Genomic DNA, 23,699 nt, shown 5'->3' on the forward strand with positions numbered 1-23,699 from the left:
CGCTGGACGGCGCGCGCCCGCCGTGTTCACGCGCGCGGCGGACGACGCCCCGCCCGGTGCGCGGCGATGGCCTGCCACACCTTGTCCCGGAGGAACGGCGCCTCGGTGAAGCGGATGCCGGTGGCGTCGCGCAGCGCGTTGGCGAAGGCCGGCGGGACGGGGTTGAACGGGCTCTCGCTCATCGACTTGGCGCCGAGCGGGCCGATCGCGTCGGAGGTCTCCGTGAAGTGCACCTCGGTGCGCGGGACGTCGGCGTAGGCGGGCAGCCGGTAGCGCCGGAAGGCCGCGGTGGTGACCTCGCCCCGCTCGTCGACCAGCACCTGTTCGAAGAGGGTGGCGCCGAGCGCCTGGGCGACGCCGCCCTCGACCTGGCCGCGGCACTGCAGCGGGTTCATCACCTTGCCGGCGTCGGCGCCGTGGACGCTGCGCAGGATCCGGATCTCTCCGGTGTCGGGGTCGACGGCGATGCGGAACCACTGCGAGTTGAACGCCACCGAGCGCGGCGAACCGCCCCAGTGACCGTCGGCCGTGAGCTCGACCCCCTGGCCGCGCGCGGCCTCGAAGACCTCCTTGAGCGGGACGGTCCGGCCGTCGCACTCCACCGCGTCGGCGTTCAGCCGGACCAGGCTGCGCGGGGTGCGGGCGTACTCCGCGGTGAAGGAGAGGATCTGCTCGGCGAGGGCGTTGGCGGCCTTCATCACGGCCTTGCCGGCCACCACCGTGCCCGCCGAGCCGAACGCACCGGTGTCGTGCTTGACCACATCGGTGTCGGACTGCCGGATGGCGATCCGGTCCACCGTGGTGCCCAGCGCGCCGGCGGTGATCTGCTTGTGGACGGTGGTGGTGCCGTTGCCGAACTCCGCGGTGCCGACCGCGATGTCGTAGGTGCCGTCCTCCAGCAGCTTCACCGTGGCGTCCGCGAAGTGGCCGCCGGGCGGGCCGGTGGCGATGGCGGACATCGCGAAGCCCTGCCCGACCAGCCAGCCCGGCGGGGCCAGCTCGGCGCTGCGGTCGTCGGCGAGGGCGTCGCGGACCACCTGGAGGCACTGGTCCAGGCCGTAGCTGGCGACGTGCAGGTCCTCCTCCTCACCGAGGGGGCCCTCCATGTGCTCGCCGGGGCCGATCACGTTCCGCTCGCGCAGGATCAGCGGGTCGATGTCCAGCCGGCGGGCCAGCTCGTCCATCGCCGACTCCAGCGCGAAGGTCACCTGGCCGAGGCCGTAGCCGCGGAACGCCCCGGCGGGCACGCAGTTGGTGTACACCGAGTAGGCGTTCACCTTCTTGTTCGGCGCCCGGTACACCCCCATCGACTCGCCCACGCTGTGGAACATCACCGCCGGGCCGTGGTTGCCGTACGCCCCGGTGTTGGCGACGACCCGGAACTGCAGGGCCGTCAGGACGCCGTCACTCCTGGCGCCGACCTTCACCGTGACCTTGAACGGGTGCCGGGTGGTGGCGCCGTAGAACTGCTCGGGGCGGGTGAACTCCAGTTTCACCGGCCGGTGCAGCTTCAGGGCGGCGAGCACGACGATGTCCTCGGTGAGCATCTCCTGCTTGCCGCCGAATCCACCGCCGACCCGGCCGGCGATCACCCGGACCTTCTCCATCGGCAGGTCGTACAGCGCGCACAGCGCCCGCCGGGTCAGGAACGGCACCTGGGTGCTGGAGCGCACCACGATCCGCTCCTCGCCGCTCTCCTCGTTCTCCTCGAACCAGGCGACGCACCCGTGCGTCTCCAGGCTGGCGTGCTGGACCCGCTGGGTCTGGAAGGTCTCCTCGTACACGACGTCGGCCTCGGTGAACCCCCGCTCGACGTTGCCCAGTTCGCCGTGCACCTCGCCGCAGACGTTGTCCTCGGCGCGGAAGATGCGGGACTCCGGCCCCTTCGGGTGGATCACCGGCGCGCCGGGCAGCATCGCCAGCTCGGGATCGATCACGTGCGGCAGCGGCTCGTACTCGACGACGATCCGGCGGCACCCCTCCTCGGCGGCGCCCTCGCTGTCGGCGACCACGGCGGCCACCCGCTGGCCGACGAAGCGGACGACGTCGTCCAGCACCCGGGTGTCGTCCGGGTCCTCGGTGGGGTGCTCGTGCCGGGCCGAGGAGTAGAGCGTGTCCGGCACGTCGTGGTGGGTGAACACCGCCTGCACGCCGGGCACCCGCAGGGCGGCGGAGGTGTCGATCGAGACGATCCGGGCGTGCGGGTGCGGGGAGCGCAGCAGCTTCATGTGCAGCAGCCCCTCCACGTCGATGTCGAAGGTGTAGCGGGCCGTTCCGGTGACCACCTGCGGCCCGGCCGGCGCACCGAGGCTGCGCCCGACGGCCTGCCCGGCGCACGGCCGTTCGGTGTGCTTGACCCCGCGTACCGAATCCTCGATCGCCCGGTAGCCGGTGCAGCGGCACAGGTTGCCCTTCAAGGACCTGGGCAGGTCGGCGAGTTGCTCCTCGCTCAGGGCCGAGGTGGTCATCAGGAAGCCGGCCGTGCAGAAGCCGCACTGGAAGCCCTGGGCATCCAGGAACCGCTGCTGCATCGGGTGGAGTTCGCCGTCCTTGGCCAACCCCTCGACGGTGGTCACCGCGCGGCCCTCGGCGCGCACGGCCGGGTAGACGCAGCTGTGCACCGGCTCGCCGTCGACCTGCACGGTGCACGCACCGCAGTCCCCGGCGTCGCAGCCCTTCTTCACCCCGAAACAGCCGCGCTCGCGCAGGTAGGTCCGCAGGCACTGCCCCGGCCGTGGCACCGTGTCGAAGTCCTGGTCGTTGACGCGGATCTCGAAGCTCATCGTCCGGCCTCCTCGGTCGGTGCGCGGTGTGCGCCGCCGGTCGGTGCGCCGTCCGTCGCCGCGCTGTCGGCCGGCGCGCCGCCGGTCAGTTCGCGGCGGATCTCCTCGGCGAAGCGGAACGTCATGTGCCGTCGCCAGGCGGGCAGCCCGTGGATGTCGTCGTAGTACTCCTCGGGCCGGACGGCGTACTCGACCGCCTCCCGCACGGCCTCCGCGTTCGGCGGCACCGGGAAGCGCAGCCGGATCGGCCGGACGGTCGAGGCGGTGATGGTGAGCGTCAGGGTGCCGTCGAGCGGGTCGAGCGCGCCGATGAGCAGCGCACCCGAGCGGCCCAGCCCGTACAGGGAGGCCTGCCGGAACGCCGTGCGGCTCGCGAGCGCGCGGGCGGGCAGGGTGATCGAGCGGAGCAGCTCCCCCGGCTGCAGGACCTTGACGCCGGCTCCGACGACGAAGTCCGCGACCGTCACCCTGCGCACCGAGCCGCTCTGGGAGAGCAGTTCGCAGACGCCGTCCAGTGCGGCGGTGAGGGAGATCATCGGCCCGGCGGGCAGCCCGTTGCACAGGTTGCCGCCGACGGTGGCCATGTTCCAGATCTTCCAGGACGCCAGGAAGGCCCGGCAGCACTGCTCGAAGAGCGGGCCGGCCGTCCACGGTTTCGGCAGGCGGGAGAGCTGGGCGATCGTGCAGGTGGCGGCGATCTCCAGGTCCCCGTCGGCGGTGACCTTCAGCGGCTCCCAGCCGGTCCGGCTCAGGTCGATCAGCCGGCGGATGTGCGGCTGCGGCTCGGAGAACAGGTAGGTGCCTCCGCCCAACCAGGCGTCACCCTGCTGCCATGCCTCGCGACGGCGGGCGTCGCGTACCTCCGTCACCGTGTTCAGATCCATGTTCTTCCACCGTCCGGGTCGCTCGATACGGTGATTGAAGCAACGCGGTGACGGTGGGGACGAGTGGTGCCGCACACCAGTGATCCACTGCCGGACTGGAGGATCAACCAGCGGGGACGGATATCCGGCGGCTTGCATCTGCAAGGGTGCTACTCACAGTGCCATCGCAGACGCAAGCAGCGGGGCGCGGCGCTCGTTCCCGGCGCGTTGGGGCGTGGCCGGGTGGTGTGTGCGCGCGGAAGGTGCCTTCGTACGGGTACGACCGGGAGCGTGGGCAAGCCTCGTCGGAACCTGGCGAAAACTTGTTGGACGGGATGGCCGGGCGATGCCACAGTCCGGCTGTGACCACGACCCGAGGTAGTTCCGCAGCTGTTTCGTCGGCCGACGGCCTCGTCCTGCGACAGGCCAGGCCCGCGGATCTCGACCAGATCGGCGCGCTCCTGTCCGAGCGCGGTGAGCCGGACGACGCCATCGACCACCGGCTGGTTGTCACCGACCCCGACGCGGGCCTGTCCGCCTGTGCCGTGGTCGTCGACGGCGACCGGGTCGTGTCCACCGCGACGCTCCTCGACGAGGAGGTGTGGGTCGGAGGCCTCCGCCTGCCCGCCGGCCAGGTCGAACTGGTCGCCACCCAGAGCGGATACGAGGGACGCGGGCTCGTGAGGGCGCTCATGCACTGGGCTCACGAGCGTTCTGCCGCCCGTGGTCACCTCCTCCAGCTGATGATCGGGATCCCGTACTTCTACCGGCTGTTCAGCTATGAGTACGCCATCGACATACCACAGGCGCTGAAGGTGAACGCCTTGCCGCCCGGCGATGGAACGGCCACGCTCCGGGCCGCCCGGCCCTCCGACATCCCCGCCATGGCTGCCCTGCAAGCCTCGGCCCAGAGCGGGTTCGATGTGACCATGCCGCACTCGGCGGCGTGCTGGCGATGGCTCCTGGACCACGGGGCGAGCAACCTCTGGGTTCTCGACCATGCCGACACGGTCATTGCCACCGCGCGCACCACGCCTCCCGGTGAGGAGACGCTCCTGGCCGAGGCCGCGGCACGCGACGAGGCGGCGGCACGGGACCTCCTGAGCGGCGTCGCCGCCCTGGCGCCCGGCGGCCGGATGCGGATCGTCCATCGGGCAGGCACCGTGACAGGCAGCGCGTGGCAGGAGTTCATCGACCGCGAACCGCGCCGGAGGGCAGAGCAGTACTACGTCCGCATCCCGGATGTCGCAGCGCTGCTCGACCGACTGCGTCCGCTGTTCTGGCAGCGCCTCACCACGGCCGGGGTGGACCGCACCGGCCGGGACATCGTCATGTCCACCTTCGGCGCCCACTACCGGATTCCGGTTCTCGCCAACGGGCTCGGTGAAGTCGTCACCTGCGGCGCGATGCAGTCGCCGGGAGCTGTGGGAGGCGCCGGACTGGCGCCCGACCAGCTGGCCGCCCTGCTGTTCGGCCCGCACGGAATCGAGGGCCTGACCCGGATCCGCCCCGACGTCTACGCCGCGGACGAGGAGCTGTTCCAGGCGCTCTTCCCTCCACTCACTGCCGACGTACTCAGCTACTACCTGCCGTACTAGCCTCCGCCTTTCAGTCGGGTTCGGCCCGGTCATCGCTGCTCAGTAGACGTCCCGGACGTAGCGCTTGTCGACCGCCAGCTGCCGGACGTGGGCGGCGGCCGACTCCTCGTCCATTCCGCCGTGTGCGGCGGCGATCTCCCGAAGGGCCCGGTCGACGTCCTTGGCCATCCGGCCCGCGTCCCCGCAGACGTAGACGTGGGCGCCGTCCTGGAGCCAGCGCCACAGGCGCGGGCCGTGCTCGCGCATCCGGTCCTGGACGTAGACCTTGTTGCGCTGGTCGCGTGAGAAGGCGACGTCGAGACGGTCCAGGTGGCCGGAGGCACGGTAGGCCTCCAGGTCCTCGCGGTAGTAGAAGTCGGTGGCTTCGCGCTGTTCGCCGAAGAACAGCCAGTTGGGACCGGTGTGGCCGCGGGCCTGCCGGTCCTCCAGGAAACCGATGAACGGCGCGACGCCGGTGCCGGGGCCCACCATGATCATGGGAGTGGCCGAGCCGGCGGGCGGGCGGAAGTGCGGGGAGCGCTGGACGAACACCTGCACCGGGCCGTCGTCGGCGCAGTCGGCCAGATACGTCGAGCAGACGCCCTCGCGGTCGCGGCCGAGGTCGTTGGTGTAGCGGACGACGGACACCGTGAGGCGGACCTCGTCGGGGTGTGCCAGCGGGCTGGAGGAGATGGAGTAGAGGCGGGGCTGGAGCCGCTTGAGCACGGCGGCCCATTCGGCGGCCGAGGCCCGGACGGGGAAGGCGCCGACCACGTCGGCGGCCTGCCGGCCCCAGCTCCACTTCGCCAGCTCACCCTTGTTGTCGGGGCGCAGCAGCCGTTTCAGGGAGCGGTCGCCGGTGCGCTCGGCGACGAACCCGAGCAGGTCGGGGGTGATACGGGCGATGTCGAGGCGGGTGCGCAGGGCCTCGACGAGGGGGAGGTCGCCGCTGCCGGGCAGGCAGACGTTCTCCTCGGGGTCGAGGCCCGTCAGGGCCAGCCATTCGGCGACGAGTCCCGAGCCGTTGGCCGGCCACACGCCGAGGGCGTCACCGGCCTCGTAGGCGAGTTCACCGCCGCGGGTGTCGAAGGCGAACTGCCGTATCTCCTTCTGCGATCCGGGCAGGCTGAGCAGCCGGTTGCCGATCAGGAGGGTCGCGAAGGGGGACGCCTTGGTGTAGCCGGGGGCGGGCCGGGGCGTGGCGAGCACGGCGGCGGCCGGGGCGGCAGGCGGTGCGGCGGGCGACGCGGGGACGGACGGCGCGGGCAGCGGTTCGGCCGGTGCGGCGAGCGCGCCGGTGACCTGGTCGAGCCACTGCCCGGCGGGCCCGTCGTCGTCGGCTTCGCAGTCGGCACGGGGGTGCAGGCGGGTGGCGCCGAGTTCCGCGAAGCGCTCGTCCAGGCGGCGGCCGTGACCGCAGAAGTCCCCGTAGCCGGAGTCGCCGAAGGCGAGGACGGAGTAGCGCACGCCCTCCAGTCGCGGGGCGTCGGAGGCGGTGAGGCGCTGCCAGAAGTCGGCGCCGTTGTCGGGCGCGTCCCCGTCGCCGAAGGTGCTGGTGACGATCAGCAGATCGGTGCCGGCGGTGAGGTGTCGGGGGGTGGTGTCGGCCATCGCGAGCAGGGTCGGGGCGCGTCCGGCCTCGGCCAGACGGGCGGCCGCGGTGGCGGCGAACTCCTCGGCGGTGCCCGTCTGCGAGGCCCACAGCACGAGCAGGCCCCGGGCCGGGGCGGGTTCGGCGTCGGCGGCGCCGGCGGCCCGGCCCGGGGAGACGGGGACGGCCGGCCCGGGAGCGGCGGGAGCGGCGGTCCGGGAGAACATGCCGGCCAGCACGCCGTCCACCCACAACGCCGTCCCCGGGGCGAGCGGCGCTCCTGCGGGCAGCACCGGGACCTCGCCGGGCGGGGCCGTGACGCCGCCGGCTGCGTACCCGGAGAGGTAGCCGGACAGGTAGCGGCGCTCCGGTTCGGCGAGCACCGGCGGTGTCAGGTCGGTGATGCCGAGCAGCGCGGCCAGGGCGGGAACGGCCCCGGGCAGGCCGCCCGCCACGGCCGGGCTCGCGGCCTCGGCGACCGGAGGGGCGGGCTGGTCCTGCGGCCGCTGTGCCGGCGCGGCGGGGCCCGCGCTCACCGGCACGGGAGCGGTCTCCTCGGGTGTCGCGGCGGGCACCACGCGCAGCGCCACGGCGCATGCCTTGAGTTCCGGCTGGAAGGAGATCGGGTCGACGGCGTCGTTGGTGACGGCGTTGATGCCGAGGTACTCGCCGAACAGGTCGTTCCAGTGGAACGGCGCGAAGCAGTTCCCCGGGCGGACACGGTCGGTGACGACGGCGGGCAGGACGGCGCGGCCGCGGCGGGAGGCGACCTCGACGCGGTCGCCGTCCTCGGCCCCCATCGCGGCGGCGTCCTCGGGGTGGAGTTCGACGAAGGGGCCCGGGTCCAGCCGGTTGAGCCTGGCGATCCTGCCGGTCTTGGTGAGGGTGTGCCACTGGTGCTGGAGGCGACCGGTGTTGAGGACGAACGGGTAGTCGTCGTCGGGGAGTTCGGCGGCGGGCAGGTGCGGCCGGGCGAAGAACCGCGCGCGACCGGTGGCGGTGGGGAACACCAGCCGGGGCCTGGTCCCGTCCGCGCGCTCCAGCAGGCTCTGGCTGACACCGTCGTTGAGGTAGCGGATCGGGTTGCGGTCGGGGCCGTCCGGGGTGGCGGCCGGCCACTGCACCGGTGTCTCGCGCAGCCGCCGGTAGCTCACGCCGCGCAGGTCCCAGCCGGTCTTCGGGTTCCAGGCCCGCTTGAGCTCCTCGAAGACCTCCTCGGCGCTCGCGTAGCCGAAGGCGTCGGCGAAGCCCATCTCGCAGGCGACGCGGGCGATCAACTGCCAGTCGGGCAGGGCCTGTCCGGGCGGGTCGACGACGCCCTGGACGAGGGTGAGGTTCCGCTCGGAGTTGATCATGACGCCGTCGGACTCGGCCCACAGCGTGGCGGGCAGCACCACGTCGGCGTACGCGTTGGTCTCGGTCTCCGTGAACACGTCCTGGGTGATGACCAGTTCGGCGGCCTCCAGGGCGGCGATGACGGTCCCGCGGTTGGCGACGGAGGCGACCGGGTTGGTGCAGATGATCCAGCAGGCCTTGATCTCGCCGGCGGCCATCCGCTCGAACATCTCCACCGTGCCGCGCCCGGCCCCGGTGCGCAGGGTGCCCGCCCCGATGCCCCAGAGCTCCTCGACGAAGGCACGCTCCTCGTCCACCAGGACGCAACGCTGGCCGGGCAGGCCCGGTCCCATGTAGCCCATCTCGCGGCCGCCCATCGCGTTGGGCTGGCCGGTGAGCGAGAACGGGCCGGAGCCGGGGCGGCAGATCGCGCCGGTGGCCAGGTGCAGGTTGACCAGGGCGTTGGTGTTCCAGGTGCCGTGGGTGGACTGGTTGAGGCCCATCGTCCAGCAGCTCATCCACTCGCCCGCCTCGCCGATCCACCGCGCGGCCTGCCGGAGGTCCGCCTCCGGTATCCCGGTGATCCGTTCGACCGTCGCGGGCGGGTAGTCCGCCAGGAAGGCGGGCAGGTCCTCCCAGCCGTCGGTGTACCCGGCGACGAAGGCCTCGTCGAGGTGACCGTTCGCCACCAGCAGGTGCAGCAGACCGTTCAGCAGCGCCAGGTCGGTGCCCGGCCTGATCTGCAGGAACAGGTCGGCCTTCGCGGCGGTGGCGGTGTGCCGCGGGTCGACGACGATGAGCTTCGCCCCGGCCGACCTGATCCGGTCCATCATGCGCAGGAACAGGATCGGGTGGCAGTCGGCCATGTTGGCCCCGATGACGAAGAAGACGTCCGCGTGGTCGAAGTCCCGGTAGGAGCCGGGCGGCCCGTCCGCGCCCAGCGACAGCTTGTAGCCGGAGCCGGCGGAGGCCATGCACAGCCGGGAGTTGGACTCGATCCGGTTGGTGCGCACGAACCCCTTGGCGAGCTTGTTCGCCAGGTACTGCGCCTCCAGGGACATCTGTCCGGAGACGTAGAAGGAGAGCGCGTCGGGTCCGTGCTCGTCCAGGATCGCCCGCAGGCGTCCGGCGACCGCCGTGATCGCCGCGTCCACGTCCACCTCGGCCGGCTCGGCGCCCCGCTCGGCGCGGACCAGCGCCGTACCGGCCCGCCCGGAGGCGGCCATCAGCTCGGCACCGGTCGCCCCCTTCGTGCAGAGCCGCCCGGCGTTCGTCGGGTGGTTCCGGTCCCCGGACGCCTTCCTGACGGCGCGCCTGCCGGTGGCGGCGTCCCGACCGATGTCGAGCACGATGCCGCAGCCGACACCGCAGTACGAGCAGACCGTCCGCACGCCGTCCGCCTTCGAACCTGGTGTCGTCACCGGGACTCCCTCCCAGGGATCACGCGGTGGGAGGATCCCACGGTCGCGACCCTAGGAAGGCCGCATTTCGGCCTCGTCACAGGGCGTGGATCGGGGAGTTAACCGGATCGCACAGCCCGCCCACGAGGGGTGTGAGCACCCACCCCGTCCCAACGGCACCCACGCGACGTCCCGCCGTCGGCCCGCGCGCCGCAGGGCGGGTCGCCGGGCGCTCACCCCGCGGCCGCCCCTGCCCTCGCCCCGTCCCCCGCCGTCGCGCCGTCGATCGTGAGACCCAGGCAGACCGGGGACCGGGAGTGCTGCACGGCCTGACCGATCCGGGCGACGAACAGCACGACGGCGACCGTGAGGGCCAGCAACAGCAGGGCGGCGGACAGCGCGACGGCGTTGTGCAGCCGCCTGGTCGTCAGGGACCGCTCCGTGCGGTCGGGGCGGGACGAGTCCCATCCGGATTCTTGGCATGAACTGGCCATAGTGCCTCCTCGCAGGCCGTTTCGGCCTTCCACTCCCAAAGAGCCCACCGCCGGCCGGAACCGCTTCCACGACGCCGGGGCCCCGCCGCGCCCCTCAGAGTCTTGCTCACCCGAGCAAGAAGCCCTACAGTTTTGCTCATGCAAGCAAAGAGCAGCGCGGGCGAGCAAGGCGACTCCGGGTCCGGACGGACCTTCACCGAGTCGGCGCGACGCGCCCAGATCGTCCAGGCCGCCATCGTGGTGCTCGCGGACGTCGGCTTCGCCAAGACCTCGTTCGCGAAGATCGCCAAGCAGGCCGGGCTGAGCAGCACCGGGATGATCTCGTACCACTTCTCCGGCAAGGACGACCTGATGCACGAGGTGGTGGCCGAGGTGATGCGGGTGTCCGAAGCGTTCATGCTGCCCCGGATCGGCGCCGCCGAGGGCTACTCGGGCAGGCTCCGGGCCTACCTGGAGTCGAATGTCGAGCTGCTCGCGGCCCATCCCAAGCACCTGCCGGCCCTGACCGAGGTCGTCACCAACCTCAAGGGCGACGACCCGCATCGCGTCGGGTTCTCGGACGCCCTGAAGTCGATCATGGATGTGCAGGAGCAGCGCATGCGCGAGGCCCAGGCCGCCGGGGAGTTCCGGGAGTTCGACGTCCGGGTGATGGTCACCGCGATGCGCGGAGCCGTCGACGGGGTGGTGCTGCGCGCGGCCGCCGACCCCGGGCTGGACGTGGCCGCCTGCGGACGCGAGCTGGCCGACATCTTCGACCGGGCCACCCGCCGGACACCGTAGCGGCCCGCCCGCCGGGCACGACAAGCGCGGCCACGACCGTGAGGCACACCAAATGACTGTGGGGGAACAGGGAATGGCGACCATCGTCCGCACCACCGAGGGGGACATCGTGCAGGACAACGCGGCACCCGGATCAGCGCCGGTGTCGACCCCGCCGAAGGCGCGGACCACCCGCGCCGCGCGCCTGGCGCCGGCCCGGGCGCTCGTCCTCGAACTGGCCGCGCCGCTCGCCGGCTACTACGTGCTGAAGGGCCTGGGGGCGAGCCAGTGGGCGGCCCTGGCCGTGAGCGGTCTGCTGCTGGCCCCGTGGATCGCGTACGGGATGGTGAAGCGCCGCAGGGTCGAGGCGATGCCGGTGTTCACCCTGACGCTGCTGGTCGTCGGCGCCCTCATGTCGATGGTCACCGGCGACCCGAGGACCCTGCTCGTCCGGGACAGCTGGCTGTTCGGCGTGGTGGGCCTGTGGGTGCTCGGCACGCTGGCCACCCAACGGCCGTTCATGCTCAGCGCCGGACGGACGGTCGTCGCCTCGAAGATCGGCGAGGAGGGCGCGCGGGAGTGGATGGAGCGCTGGCACCAGGAGGCCGACTTCCGCCGGCACATCCGCGTGATCACCGCGGTCTGGGGCGCCGGATTCACCGCGGACGCCCTGATCAGGGTGGTCCTCGCCCAGACCCTGCCGGTCGACTCCGTCCCGCTGGTGAACGGCCTGCAGTGGCCGGCCGTGCTGGCCGCGCTGTTCGTCTTCCACTACCGGTACGTCACCCGCCACGGCCTGAAGGTCTGAGCGCCGCACCCGCCCGCGCGACCGCGGCGCCCCCTGGCGGCCCGCCCACGACAGGTGGCCCGCCCACGACAGGTGGGCGGGCCACCGCGCTATCCGCGACGCACCGACTGTTCGAGGGCGTCGGTCAGCCACAGATGGGCGGCCCCGATCGTGGCCGGGTCCCCGCCGGCCTCGGCCACCAGCCGCCAGTAGCGGCGCATCCGCGGCTCGCGGTCGGCCGCCACCCGGGCCAGCAGCCGGCGCCTGAACCCCGGGGTGTCGCCTCCGCCGCGCACCGAGGCGTGGACCGCGACGAAGCGGTCGAGTTCGGGGCCCGCACGGGGAGGCTCGCCGGCCCGCAGGGCGGGCTGCACGAGCCCGCAGGCCTCGCCGATGCCGTTCAGCAACTCGGTCTCGTCGGAGACCAGTTCGGCGTTGGCTCGGGCCATCGCCAGCAGGCCCCGGGTCAGCTCCCGGTCGCCGGCCAGGGCGAACAGCTCGGCGAAGGCGACCACCTGCGACGGGGTCGGATCGGTGGGCGGCTCGGGCACCGCCGTGGTCACGAACGCGGCGAGCATCGCCTCGGACACCGGAGCCACCATCGTGCGCCGCCAGAAGCCGACCAGCGCGTCACGGGCCGCACTCCCGTCCTGGACGGCGGCCAGCAGCGCCAGCCGGGCCGCCCGGTCGGCGGGGCCGGCCTCCTCGACCGCGCGCAGCGAAGCCCGCCGCCAGGACAGGTCCGCGAGCCGCGCGTCGAGCGCGGCCCGCTCGGCCGCGACGACCTCGGCCACCGAGCGCTCACCGGCGAGCACCTGCCGGACGGCGGTCAGCCCGAGTCCGAGCCCGCGCAGCCGTCGGACCAGGACCAGCCGCTCCACGGCCGACGGGTGGAACCTGCGGTGCCCGCCCGTGCTGCGCACCGCGTCGACGATGCCCTCGTCGCAGTAGAAGCGGACGGTCCGCACCGGCAGACCGGTCAGCCGGGCCAGCTCGCCGATCCCGAGCGTCTCATCGAGCAAAGGCACTTGAACCTCCACCGGACTGGAGCTTCTACCGTACCGGCGGGACCTCTGGAGAGGAGCTTTCGTGGAGACATCGACGCTGGACACCGCGCGACTCGTGGCAGGCCTGCGGGAACAGACCGCGGCCTTCGCCCGCGCGGCCGCCGGGACGGATCCGGACACCCCGGTACCGGGCTGCCCGCGGTGGCCGCTGCGCACCCTCGTCGGACACGTCGGCCAGGAACACCGGTGGGCGGCCGAACTCGTGCGCGGGGGCGGGCAGTTGACGGCACCCGATCCGTGGCAGGCCGAGCCCGGCGCACCGGACGGGTGGGCCGAGTGGCTGCGTGAGGGTGCGGAGGAGCTGATTCACGCGATCGGGGAGACCGGCGCGGACACCGAGATCGACACCTTCCTCGGACCCCGACCGGCGGCGTTCTGCCTGCGCAGGATGCTGAGCGACACCTGCGTCCACCACCACGACGCGGCGCTCGCGACGGGCGGCGCGTTCGAGATCGCCGAGGACCTCGCGGCCGACGTGATCGGCGAGAGCCTGGAGCTGCTGTCCAGCCCGGTCCTCGCGGCGGTCAGGCCGGCCCTCGCGGAGCTGCGCGGCCGGGGCGAGCGGATCGGGTTCCGGCCGGGCAGCACACCGGGCTGGGTGATCACCAGAACGCCCGGGGCGGTGCGGTGGCGCCGCGGCCCGGTCGAGGCCGATGTGGTGGTGTCGGGGGCGGTGGCCGACCTGATGCTGGTCGTCACCCGTCGCATCCCGCCGGACGACGCCCGGGTGACCGTGGCGGGCGACCGCGCGCTGCTCGACCACTGGCTGGAGCGTACGGCGCTCTGAGCCGAACGCCGGCCTGCCGCAGGCGCTCGGTGTCCTGCCCTCGACCGCCTCCGACGTCATGGGCGAGGAGACGCCCGGCCTGCTCACCGCCGCCGGCACCGCGCGGTCGGTGGCCGTCGCCGGGCTCCCCCAAGCCGGACTCACCCACGCCGGGCCGCTCCGGGCGGGGCTCACCGAACCGGGCCCCGGCCGGAGCGTTCGCACCGGCACGCTCGCGGCGGCCGCCGCGAGCGTGCCGTCCGACCGGGTCGGCGGGGCCGGCCCCCGGCGTCCTTCGGCGTCGAGCAGTTGAGCCGTTGAGCTGTCGAGCCGTCGAAGGACGCGAGCCGGCTCGACGGACCCGATCGAGCTGGCCGCTCGGAGCACGGGGGCGTAGCGTCGCAAGGTGAGACCAGGTGAGGCAAGGTGATCTTACCCATCGACACGGATCGACACGGGGAGTACCCATGATCGGCGCCACCGTCACCTTCTCCTACACCGGCGACTTCGATCGCTCACGGATAACCGAGGTGGCCGCGAACGCCCGGGGCATGTTCGAAGGCATGGCGGGCTTGCGGTTCAAGTTCTTCACCTTCGACGAGAAGCGGCGGCAGGTGGTCAACTTCTACGTCTGGGACTCGAAGGAGCAGGCGGAACAGTTCTTCTCCGAAGAGTTGCGCGAGCGCGTGACCGGTCTGTACGGCGTCGCGCCGGCCATCGAGTTCGTGGAGATCGCCGAGATCGTCGACAACTCGCCCGCGTAGCGGCAGGCTCGCACCGCGGCCTCGGATCGCGTCAGGTGTGACCGGATCCGTCGTCGAGTGGTCGTCCCGGGCGATGGTGGTGCTCGTCCATGCCTCCCTGTGGGGGCACATCTTCATCGACCGCCGCCTGTACCCCGCCCGCGGCGCGCGCCACCGGGTCGGCCGGGCCCCGGAGGGGCAGGCCCGCCCGGTTCCGAACTCCCCACCGGAGCGAGGTGCGATGCGGCAGTTGCCCGACCGGCCGGCGCCCCCGCGCCGGGCGCGTCCCGATGCGACGGTGGTGCACCGCGCGGTCCGGGTCACCGCAGCCGCGTGCGCGGGCTTCTACACCTTCCGCTACGGCCTGCACCAGCCGGTGACGGCCACCTACGCACTGTTCGGAGCGGTCGCGGTCGGCCTGCTGGCCCGGGTGGAGGGCGGCGCGCGGACCCGAGTGCGCACGCTGCTGCGGACCCTGCCGTTCGCCTGGGTGCTGGTGTGCCTGGGCACCGCCCTGGCCGTGCACGCCTGGACGGCGGCGCTCGGGATGGCGGGCGTGGGATTCGCGGTGGCCTTCGCCTCGGTGGGCGGGCCGCGACTGGTCGGGCTCACCAACGGGCTCCAACTCTTCTACATCCTGCCGTGCTTCCCGCCCTACGCCCCGGACGCCCTGCCGCAGCGGCTGGGCGGGCTGACCGCGGGCCTGCTGCTGCTCGCCGCGGCGGAGCGGCTGCTGTGGCCCGAGCCGCCACCGACGGACTACCGCGACCGCCTGGCCCGCGCCGCCGGGGCGGTGGCCGGCCTGGCCGATCTCGCCGCCGCCGACTGCACCGGCCGCCCGCCCACCGCGCCACCGGGGCGCACCGGCCCACCGCCGCCCGGCACCCCCGCCGAGGAGCACGCCCTGGCCCTCCTCGACGACCTGCGCTTCTCCCGGATCCCGATGATGGAACGGCCCGCCGGACCGGGCGCCGTCGACCGCGCCCTCACCCACTGCGCCACCACCCTGCACTTCACCGCCGCCGAACTGCTGCGGGTCCGCCGACTCGGGCCCGCCGGCGGGCCCTACCCGGAGGCGGCCGGTGTGGTGGCGGCCACCGCCGACGCCCTGCGCGCGGCCGGGGCCGGGGTCCGGACGGACGGGCCGGTCCCCTCCGCCACACCGATCGAGGCGCGGATCGCCGCCTTCGACGCCGACCGCGGCTCCGACCCCGCCGGGCCTGCCGCACCCCGCGCCGCCGGGCCCGACCCCGTCGAGCCCGGTACCTCCCGCACCGCCGAACCCCGAGCCGGCGCGGCGCGGGAGCCCCGGAGGACGACGGTGGCCCGCCTGGCGCTCGGCACGCTCGCCCTGAGCGCCGCCGAGGGCACCCGGTTCCTCACCCTCGCCACCCGCACCACCCGCCGCCTGGCGCCACCGCCCGACCGCACGCCCCCCGAGCAGCGGCCCGGCCCGTTCTGGTACGCCCACGAGCCGGCGCCGATGCTCTGGTGGCGCCGGATCCGCGGGAATCTGACCACCCGCTCGGTGTACTTCCGCAACGCCCTGCGCACCGCCGGCGCTCTCAGCGCGGCGCGCCTGGTGGCCGGCGCACTCGACCTCACCCACGGCTTCTGGGTCCTCCTCGCGACCCTCACCCTGATGCGGACCAGTGCCGTCGACACCCGGATGACGCTGCGCCCGGCCCTGGCCGGCACCGCCGGCGGCGCCGCCGTGACCGCTCTGCTGCTGTTCGCGGTCGGCGACCACCCGGTCTTCTACGCGGCGGCGCTGCCGCCCGTGATGCTGTTCGCGTTCACCGTCAGCCCGGTCCTCGGACTGGCCTGGGCGCAGGGGACGTTCACCGTCGTGATCGCCATGGTCTTCACCCAGCTCACCCCGGCCGGCTGGCAGCTGGCCGAGGCCCGGCTGATCGACGTGGCCACCGGTGCGACGATCGGCATCCTCGCCGGGCTCTGCGCCTGGCCGCGCGGCGGCGGCCACGACCTGCGGCGCCGCACCGCCGAACTGCTGGACCGCAGCGCCGCGGCGCTGTCCGAGACCGTCGCCGTGGTCACCGGCTCGGGCCCCGCCCGGGGTGCCCTGCGGCAGGCCCGGCATTGCGCGCTGCTCACCGAGGCCCTGTACGCCCAGTACCGCAGCGAGCGGCATCAACCGGCCGGTGAGGGCCCCAACTGGCAGGCCGCCGTGCTCACCGGGCAGCACACCCTGCGCGGTGCCGAACCCCTGCTCGCCCGCGTCCGGCCCGGGACCGCCGCCACCGGGCCGCAGGGCGCGGCCGCCCTGGCGCGCCGCGCGGACCAGGTCGCCGCGGCCTTCCGCCACCAGGGCGCGGCACTGCTCGAACCCACCCGGCTCGGCGGCGCGGAGCGCGCCCTGGCCGAGGCCCGCGCCGCGCTGCACGAGGACCGCGTGACGGCCACCCGGACGCCCGCCGACCCGGCCTCGCTGCACACCGTCGACATCACCCTGTGGCTGACCGGGCTGCTGGACGACCTGGCCCGGGTCCACGGCTCCGCCCGGGCCGCTCCTGCCCGCCCCCACTGACGCCACCTCGGCCACAGCCGGCAGTGGGGCGCGGGCAGCGGCCGACCGGCCGCACGCTTGACAGATAGGCAAGCCTTACCTAAGTTCACGTTCCATGTTCCGCAACCTGCCCGCCGCCACCCACCCGCTCGCCCTCGCACGACGCCTGCGACCGGGCCCGGGACGGCTGCCGATCGACCCGCAGGCCGATGTCGGGCGACGCGCCTGGGTGGCCTGCCCCGGCTGCGACGACACGCGCGGCTGCGCCGGCTGCGCGGAGCGGCGCAACTGCCGGGAGCACTGGCGCTACCTGCTGTCCCACACCGGCAGCGTGCTCCACCTCCAGTGCCCCACCTGCACCCACGTCTGGGACCACGAGACCGGCTTCGGCGCCACCCGCCACCACGTCCAGCGCCCCGCCTGACCACCCGAGCACCTGACCACCCGAGCACCCGAGCACCTGGCCATCTGAGCACCGACGCCGACACCGGAACGCCCCGCGGACTGCCGCGCCATCGCGCCGGACCGCCTCGACCGGCCGGCTCCCCGGGGGAACGCCGGGCCGGCACCCGGTGGCCCCCGGCCCGCTGGCCGGTTCCGACCCTGGGGTAGAGTCACCGGCGCGGGACGGCCTGTCGCCACCCGACCCACGGCCTGCGCGAAGCGCGCGGGCCGATCGTCGTGTCGGGGCCGATGCCGTCCCGGCGCGCACCGATGACCCGTGAGGAATCCGCCGGCAGGAGAGAAGCGTGTGCAAGCCCCGGGTACCCGGCGCCACCGCCTGCCCGCCGTGACCCGCCACACGTGAACGTCCCCGCGTCCGCGCCCACCCGCCGGACCGCCGCTCGCCCCGAGGCCCGCACGCCGTAGCTCGCGCCCGTCACCACCGGCGATCCGCCGGACGCCGCGGTGGCCTTCCGCACCCCGTCCCCGCGCGAACCTCCCGGTCGCGCCCGAGCCCGACAGGTCCACGCCGTCTTGCAGACTCCCCCGCCCGCCGCCGCTCGCCTGCTCGCTGCCCGTCCCACCTGGCTGAACGACCCGAAGGTCTGGCGCACCGAGGTGCTGGCCGGCCTGGTGGTCGCGCTCGCCCTGATTCCCGAGGCGATCTCGTTCTCGGTCATCGCCGGCGTGCCCCCCAGAGTCGGCCTGTTCGCCTCCTTCACCATGGCGGTGACCATCGCGCTCGTCGGCGGACGCCGCGCGATGATCTCGGCCGCGACCGGCGCCGTCGCGCTGGTCATCGGGCCGCTGAACCGCGAGCACGGCTTCGGCTACCTGGTGGCGGCGGTGATCCTGGCCGGGGTCCTCCAGATCGCGCTGGGCGCGCTCGGGGTGGCGAAGCTGATCAGGTTCGTACCCCGTTCGGTGATGGTCGGCTTCGTCAACGCCCTGGCGATCCTGGTCTTCATGGCCCAGGTCCCCGAGATGACGCATGTGCCGTGGCCGGTCTATCCGCTGATCGCGGCCGGCCTGGCCCTGATGGTGTTCTTCCCGAAGGTCACCACCGTGGTCCCGGCGCCGCTGGTGTCGATCGTCGTCCTCACCGTCGTCACCGTCGCGGCCGGTCTCGCCGTGCCGACCGTCGGCGACAAGGGGGACCTGCCGTCGTCGCTGCCGGTCCCCGGGCTGCCGGATGTGCCGTTCACCGCGCACACGCTGACCGTCATCGCCCCGTACGCCCTCGCGATGGCGCTGGTGGGGCTGATGGAGTCGCTGATGACGGCCAGGCTCGTCGACGACATCACCGACACCCGCTCCGACAAGACCCGCGAGTCGATCGGTCAGGGGGTCGCCAACATCGTCACCGGGTTCTTCGGCGGCATGGGCGGCTGCGCCATGATCGGGCAGACCATGATCAATGTGAAGGTGTCCGGCGCCCGTACCCGGCTGTCCACCTTCCTGGCCGGCGCGTTCCTGATGGTGCTGTGCATCGTCTTCGGCCCGGTCGTCTCCGACATCCCGATGGCCGCGCTGGTCGCCGTGATGGTGATGGTGTGCTTCGCGACGTTCGACTGGCATTCCATCGCCCCGGCGACCCTGCGGCGGATGCCGGCCGGGGAGATCGCCGTCATGGTCGTCACGGTCGCCCTGGTCGTCGCCACGTCGAACCTGGCCGTCGGTGTGGTGGTGGGTTCGATCACCGCCATGGTGATCTTCGCCAAGCGGGTCGCCCAGCGCGCCGACGTCACCGCCGTCACCGACCCGGACGGCGGCCGGGTGGTCTACACCGTGACCGGGCAGCTCTTCTTCGCCTCCAGCAACGACCTCGTCGGCCGGTTCGACTACGGAGGCGACCCGGACCGGGTCGTCATCGACCTGAGCCGGGCGCAGATCTGGGACGCCTCCTCGGTGGCCGCCCTGGACGCGGTCGAGGGCAGGTACGCGCAGCGCGGCAAGACCGTGGAGATCACCGGTCTCGACCGGCCCAGCGCCGAGATCCACCGGAGTCTCAGCGGCGAACTCGCCGGCCACTGACACCCGTGTGACCGCGCCCGCCCTCCGGAGCTCCGGAGGGCGGGCGCGGTCACACGGCACGGCGGTGCGGTGCCCGCTTGGCCTACAGCCCGCGCGGTCGGGCGGCAGCGGCGCGTACCGGGCGGCAGCGGCGCGTACCGGGCGGCAGCGGCGCGCGCTACCCGGGCAGGGCGTCGAGCAGCGCCTCCGGGCGCACCGGCAGCTCGCGCACCCGTACCCCGGTGGCGTGGTGGACGGCGTTGGCGACGGCCGCGGCGGTACCGACGATGCCGATCTCGCCGATCCCCTTCGCGCCCATGGGGTTCAGGTGCGCGTCCCGCTCGTCGATCCAGTGGGCCTCCACGGACGGGATGTCGGCGTTCGCCGCCACGTGGTACGAGGCCAGGTCGCGTTCGGCGTGGTCGCCGAACTCCCGGTCCATCGTGCTGTGTTCCAGGAGCGCCATCGAGACGCCCATGATCATCCCGCCCACCAGCTGCGAACGGGCGGTCCGCGCGTTCAGGATCCGCCCGGCGGCGAAGACCCCCACCAGCCGGCGCAGCCGCACCTCCCCGGTGTCGGCGTCCACCGCGACCTGGGCGAACTGGGCGCCGAAGGCGTGCCGGGCGTACGCACGACCGGCCTCCAGCACCGCGCCGGTGGTGTCGGCCCGGTGGCGCAGCCCGTCGGCGGGCAGCGGCGCGTCACCCCGGTCCGCCAGGGCGCGGCGCAGTCCGCCGCAGGCCTCGTGGACCGCCCAGCCCCAGGAGGCGGTCCCGGCGGACCCTCCCGCGAGCGGGGCCCGTGGCAGGTCGGTCCGGCCGATCGCGACGGTGACCCGGTCCGCCGGTACGCCGAGCGCCTCGGCCGCGATCCCGGTCAGGACCGCCCGGGCGCCGGTACCGATGTCGGTGGCGTTGGTGCGCAGCAGGAACGTGCCGTCCGGGAGGGCGACGGCCTCGGCGGTGGAGGGGGCCACCAGGACGGGGTAGGTCGAGGCGGCGACGCCGCTGCCGAGCAGCCAAGCGCCCTCGCGGCGCGGCGCCCGGGCGCGTTCACCCGCCCAGTCGAAGCGGCGCGCGCCCTCCCTCAGGCACTCCACCAGGTGGCGGCTGCTGAACGGGCGGCCGGTGTCCGGCTCCACGGCCGGTTCGTTGCGCACGCGCAGTTCGACCGGGTCCAGGCCACAGGCCTCGGCGAGTTCGTCCATGGCGCATTCCAGGGCGAACATGCCGGGCGCCTCACCCGGCGCCCGCATCCAGGAGGGTGTCGGCACGTCCTGCCGGACCACCCGGTGCGCGGTCCTGCTGTGCGGGGCGGCGTACATCACGCGGGCCGGCACGGCGGCCTGTTCGACGAACTCCCGCACCGTCGAGGAGCGGGTGACCACCTCGTGCGCGAGCGCGGCGAGCCGGCCGCCGCCGTCGGCGCCGAGGCGCACCCGGTGGACCGTGGGCGAGCGATGGCCGGTGAGGGCCGACATCTGGGCCCTGGGCAGGGCGAGCCGGACGGGACGGCCGACGTGCAGGGCGGCCATCGCCGCGAGGACGACGTGCGGCCGGGCGGTGCCCTTGGCGCCGAAACCGCCGCCGACGTGCTCGCTGATCACCAGGACGTCCTGCGGCCGCGCCCCGAAGAGCGCGGCCAGGGTCTCCTGGACGTTGTTGCCGCCCTGGCTGGAGTCGTGCACGGTCAGCCGGCCGCCGGACCATCGGGCGGTGGCGGTGTGCGGCTCCATCGGGTGGTTGTGCAGCGGGCCGATCCGGTAGGTGCGGTCGATCCGGACGGCGGCCTGCCGGTAGGCGTGGTCGAAGTCGCCGCGGGTGCGGACGGCGGGGTGGCCGCCGTTGGCCTTCTCGGGTGTGTAGAGGCCCGGGTGGTCGTCGGTGAGGACGACGTCGTGCGGTTCGACGGCGTAGCCGATCCGGACGGCCTCGGCTCCCGCGCGGGCGTCCTGCGAGGTCTCGGCGACGACCAGGGCGGCGACCTCGCCGCGGTGCCTGACGCGGGGGGACTGCAGCACGGCGAGCGTCGGGTCACCGTCCTCGGGCAGGGTGAGGGCGGGCGCGTCGCGGTGGGTGAGCACCGCGAGGACCCCGGGGATCGCGAGGGCGGCGGCGGTGTCCACGGCGGTGATGTCGCCGCGGGCGACGGTGGTCGGCACCGGCCAGGCGTGGACCAGCCCGTCGGGCCGCTGGTCGCCGGCGTAGCGGGCGGTCCCGGTGACCTTCTCCAGGCCCTCCGGTCGGGCGAGGTCGGTGCTCACGCGGTCTCCTGTCCGGTGGCGAGCCGGCCGAGTTCGCGGACGGCGAGCCGGCGGGCCAAGGTCACCTTGAACCTGTTGTCGGGCAGCGGACGGGCACTCGCCAGTTCGGCGTCCATGGCGGCCGCGACCGCCGCCGCGGTGAACGGCTCGCCGCGCAGCGCGGCCTCCGCGGTGAGCGCCCGCCACGGTCGGGGGGCGAGGGCGCCGAAGGCCAGGCGGACGGTCTCGATCCGGCCGTCGCGCAGGGTCAGGAGGGCGGCGAGTGAGCAGGTCGCGAAGGCGAAGGAGGCCCGTTCGCGGACCTTGCGGTACTCCGAGCGCGCCCCGGCCGGGGGCGGCGGCAGCTCCACCGCGGTGACGAGTTCGGCGGGCCCGAGCTCGGTGTCCCGGTCCGGGGTCTCGCCGGGCAGGCGGTGGAACGAGGTCAGCGGCAGCACCCGGTCCCCGGCGGGGCCGGTCAGGTGGAGGACGGCGTCCAGGGCGGCGAGCGCCACCGCCAGGTCGGACGGGTGGGTGGCCACGCAGTGGTCGGAGGTGCCGAGCACACCGAGGTCGCGGTGGACGCCGGACCGGGCCGGGCAGCCGGAGCCGGGCAGCCGTTTGTTGCACGGTTTGGTGATGTCCTGGAAGTAGAGGCAACGGGTGCGCTGGAGCAGGTTGCCGCCGGTGGTGGCGACGTTGCGGAGCTGTCCGCCGGCCCCGGCCAGGACGGCGCGGGCGACCACCGGGTAGCGCTCACGCACCAGGCGGTGGTCGGCGAGGTCGCTGTTGCGCACGTTGGCGCCGATCAGCAGGCCGCCCCGCGGGGTCTCCTCGACGCGGTCCAGGGGCAGGCGGGCGATGTCGACGAGCAGCCCGGGCCGTTCGACCCCGAGTTTCATCAGGTCGACCAGATTGGTGCCGCCGGCCAGGGCTCGCGCGTCCGGGCGTGCGGCGAGCAGGGCGACGGCGGCGGCCAGGTCCGTCGGCCTGGTGTAGCCGAGGGGCTTCACGCCGCACCGTCCCGGGCACCCGGCTCGGCCCGGACGTCGGCCCGCGGTCCGGAACGGGTCTCCGACCGGCGTTCGGCCCGGGCTTCGGACGGGGCTTCGGACCGGACCTCGGCCTGGGCCTGCCGCACGGCCCGGACGATGGCCGGGTAGGCGCCGCAGCGGCAGATGTTGCCGCTGAGCAGTTCGCGCACCGCCGCCTCGTCGGGCGGGACCGGATCGTCGGCGGTCTCCCGGAGCACACCGGCGGCCGAGCAGAGCTGGCCCGGGGTGCAGAAGCCGCACTGGAAGGCGTCCTGTTCCAGGAACGCCCGCTGGAGCGGGTGCGGTCCGTCCGGCCCGGCCAGGCCCTCCACGGTGGTGACGGCGCGCCCGTCCTGGGCGACGGCCGGCAGCAGACAGCTGTTGACCCGCCGCCCGTCCAGCAGCACCGTGCAGGCGCCGCACTGGCCGTGGTCGCAGCCCTGTTTCGCACCGGTCAGGCCGAGCCGCTCGCGCAGCACGTCGAGGAGAGTGGCGCGATGGTCGACCGTGAGCGTGTGCGGCCGGTCGTTGACGGTCAGGGCGATCTCGCTGCCGGTCGCGAGGGTGTCGGTGGCATCCATGGGCCCACGCATTCCACCGGACGCCCGGCCGGACACCCGCCGGTGCGCCCGACAACCGCTTCGCCGTACACCGTCGCGGTCGCGCCGCCGCCGCGACGGCGGCACGGCGCCGCACGGCGGACGTCCGGCAGCCGGCCGGGCCGGGTGAACGGGCGCCACGAAATCCCGGACGGGGCGGGTCCGCCGCGCCGTCGCAGTATCCTGGAGAGTTCGGGTGTCCCAGGGGGTGCAGTCCCATGCAACACGCTGATCGAGATCTGACAACCCTCGGAGAGATCATCGAGCCGGTGACCGAGGTCGCCCCGGCTTCCGTCCGAACCCGGGCACGGCTCGTGGTGGCCGCCCACTCCCACGACCGGGAGGACTGCAGGGCCCTGCTCCAGGCACTCGGCCTGGACCGCGAGGACGCCGAAACCCCGGACACCGGCCAGGACACCGCGCGGATCTGCGTGCGCTGCGGACGCGCGTACCACCACCCGGGCGTCCGGCGGCGCGACCGTTTCTGTTCCACCCGCTGCTATCGGAGTTCCGGGGAGACGCCCGGCACCGCCGAGGCGACGGCGGACCAGGAGTCGCCCGTGAGCCGGCCGACCGACCCCCTTCCGCCCGTGGCGCTCGGCCCGCCCGGGTCAGGGCACCCGCAGGGGCACTGAGACTCTCGCCCGACCTCCACAGAGCGTCGGCCTTCCC

Annotated in this window: 18 protein-coding genes; 10 read left to right on the plus strand and 8 right to left on the minus strand. The window is 74.0% G+C overall.

Features of this window, described 5'->3' with window-relative positions; genetic code table 11:
- Positions 1-26 precede the first annotated feature (26 nt).
- Complete coding sequence (locus ACIQTO_RS11315) at positions 27-2,783, minus strand: molybdopterin-dependent oxidoreductase (protein ID WP_402386066.1); 2,757 nt, start codon at positions 2,781-2,783, stop codon at positions 27-29.
- The gene (locus ACIQTO_RS11320; protein ID WP_402386069.1) at positions 2,780-3,667 is read right to left on the minus strand and encodes an FAD binding domain-containing protein; all 888 of its coding nucleotides are present in this window, start codon (positions 3,665-3,667) and stop codon (positions 2,780-2,782) included. Before ACIQTO_RS11320 ends, ACIQTO_RS11315 begins: the two co-directional genes overlap by 4 nt.
- A 341-nt stretch (positions 3,668-4,008) precedes the next feature.
- Between ACIQTO_RS11320 and ACIQTO_RS11325 the strand changes: the two genes are divergently transcribed.
- Positions 4,009-5,244 (plus strand): GNAT family N-acetyltransferase, encoded by a 1,236-nt coding sequence (locus ACIQTO_RS11325; RefSeq protein WP_402386072.1) that lies wholly within the window; start codon positions 4,009-4,011, stop codon positions 5,242-5,244.
- Between the two features lie 39 nt (positions 5,245-5,283).
- On the opposite strand, the gene ACIQTO_RS11330 is transcribed toward ACIQTO_RS11325, so the two are convergent.
- On the minus strand, positions 5,284-9,570 hold the full coding sequence (locus ACIQTO_RS11330) for a molybdopterin-dependent oxidoreductase (protein WP_402386075.1): 4,287 nt from the start codon (positions 9,568-9,570) through the stop codon (positions 5,284-5,286).
- 212 nt (positions 9,571-9,782) lie between these two features.
- Entirely contained in the window at positions 9,783-10,043 is a 261-nt protein-coding gene (locus tag ACIQTO_RS11335) for a hypothetical protein (RefSeq protein ID WP_402386078.1), read from the minus strand.
- Between the two features lie 138 nt (positions 10,044-10,181).
- Here ACIQTO_RS11335 and ACIQTO_RS11340 point away from each other — a divergent pair, with 138 nt between their 5' ends.
- Together ACIQTO_RS11340 and ACIQTO_RS11345 are read left to right on the plus strand one after the other, a co-directional pair.
- Positions 10,182-10,823: a TetR/AcrR family transcriptional regulator gene (locus ACIQTO_RS11340; protein WP_402386080.1), complete on the plus strand. Its 642-nt coding sequence runs from the start codon at positions 10,182-10,184 to the stop codon at positions 10,821-10,823.
- Between the two features lie 73 nt (positions 10,824-10,896).
- Positions 10,897-11,610, plus strand: coding sequence for a VC0807 family protein (locus ACIQTO_RS11345; protein ID WP_402386083.1), 714 nt, complete (start codon positions 10,897-10,899; stop codon positions 11,608-11,610).
- A gap of 89 nt (positions 11,611-11,699) precedes the next feature.
- On the opposite strand, the gene ACIQTO_RS11350 is transcribed toward ACIQTO_RS11345, so the two are convergent.
- A complete protein-coding gene (locus ACIQTO_RS11350) occupies positions 11,700-12,617 on the minus strand; it encodes a MerR family transcriptional regulator (RefSeq protein WP_402386086.1) in 918 nt (305 codons plus the stop codon).
- A gap of 61 nt (positions 12,618-12,678) precedes the next feature.
- Between ACIQTO_RS11350 and ACIQTO_RS11355 the strand changes: the two genes are divergently transcribed.
- The 6 genes from ACIQTO_RS11355 to ACIQTO_RS11380 all read left to right on the plus strand — a co-directional run bounded on the left by ACIQTO_RS11355 (position 12,679) and on the right by ACIQTO_RS11380 (position 19,170).
- The gene (locus tag ACIQTO_RS11355; protein WP_402386088.1) at positions 12,679-13,443 is read left to right on the plus strand and encodes a maleylpyruvate isomerase family mycothiol-dependent enzyme; all 765 of its coding nucleotides are present in this window, start codon (positions 12,679-12,681) and stop codon (positions 13,441-13,443) included.
- A 58-nt stretch (positions 13,444-13,501) separates the two neighbouring features.
- Positions 13,502-13,735, plus strand: a complete 234-nt coding sequence (locus ACIQTO_RS11360; protein ID WP_402386091.1) for a hypothetical protein — start codon at positions 13,502-13,504, stop codon at positions 13,733-13,735.
- Positions 13,736-13,889: 154 nt separating this feature from the next.
- Positions 13,890-14,186, plus strand: coding sequence for a hypothetical protein (locus tag ACIQTO_RS11365; RefSeq protein WP_402386093.1), 297 nt, complete (start codon positions 13,890-13,892; stop codon positions 14,184-14,186).
- Positions 14,187-14,223: 37 nt separating this feature from the next.
- Positions 14,224-16,713, plus strand: a complete 2,490-nt coding sequence (locus tag ACIQTO_RS11370) for an FUSC family protein (RefSeq protein WP_402386096.1) — start codon at positions 14,224-14,226, stop codon at positions 16,711-16,713.
- A 94-nt stretch (positions 16,714-16,807) separates the two neighbouring features.
- Positions 16,808-17,116 carry a hypothetical protein gene (locus ACIQTO_RS11375; RefSeq protein WP_402386098.1) on the plus strand — a complete coding sequence of 103 codons (309 nt, stop codon included), beginning with the start codon at positions 16,808-16,810 and terminating at the stop codon, positions 17,114-17,116.
- Positions 17,117-17,670: 554 nt separating this feature from the next.
- The gene (locus ACIQTO_RS11380) at positions 17,671-19,170 is read left to right on the plus strand and encodes a SulP family inorganic anion transporter (RefSeq protein ID WP_402386101.1); all 1,500 of its coding nucleotides are present in this window, start codon (positions 17,671-17,673) and stop codon (positions 19,168-19,170) included.
- A 157-nt stretch (positions 19,171-19,327) separates the two neighbouring features.
- Here the strand turns inward: ACIQTO_RS11380 and ACIQTO_RS11385 are convergent, their stop codons facing one another.
- Genes ACIQTO_RS11385 through ACIQTO_RS11395 form a run of 3 tightly spaced genes read right to left on the minus strand, consistent with a single transcriptional unit; the run spans position 19,328 to position 23,009 of the window.
- Positions 19,328-21,415: a xanthine dehydrogenase family protein molybdopterin-binding subunit gene (locus ACIQTO_RS11385; protein WP_402386102.1), complete on the minus strand. Its 2,088-nt coding sequence runs from the start codon at positions 21,413-21,415 to the stop codon at positions 19,328-19,330.
- Positions 21,412-22,407, minus strand: a complete 996-nt coding sequence (locus ACIQTO_RS11390; protein ID WP_402386105.1) for an FAD binding domain-containing protein — start codon at positions 22,405-22,407, stop codon at positions 21,412-21,414. The genes ACIQTO_RS11385 and ACIQTO_RS11390 overlap by 4 nt, the downstream gene beginning before the upstream one ends.
- Entirely contained in the window at positions 22,404-23,009 is a 606-nt protein-coding gene (locus tag ACIQTO_RS11395; RefSeq protein ID WP_402386108.1) for a (2Fe-2S)-binding protein, read from the minus strand. The genes ACIQTO_RS11390 and ACIQTO_RS11395 overlap by 4 nt, the downstream gene beginning before the upstream one ends.
- A 287-nt stretch (positions 23,010-23,296) precedes the next feature.
- On the opposite strand from ACIQTO_RS11395, the gene ACIQTO_RS11400 reads away from it, so the two are divergent.
- Positions 23,297-23,662, plus strand: a complete 366-nt coding sequence (locus ACIQTO_RS11400) for a hypothetical protein (RefSeq protein ID WP_402386111.1) — start codon at positions 23,297-23,299, stop codon at positions 23,660-23,662.
- Positions 23,663-23,699 lie beyond the last annotated feature (37 nt).

The organism is Kitasatospora sp. NPDC091207, from assembly GCF_044768625.1.
In the GTDB taxonomy this organism is placed as follows: Bacteria; Actinomycetota; Actinomycetes; order Streptomycetales; family Streptomycetaceae; genus Kitasatospora.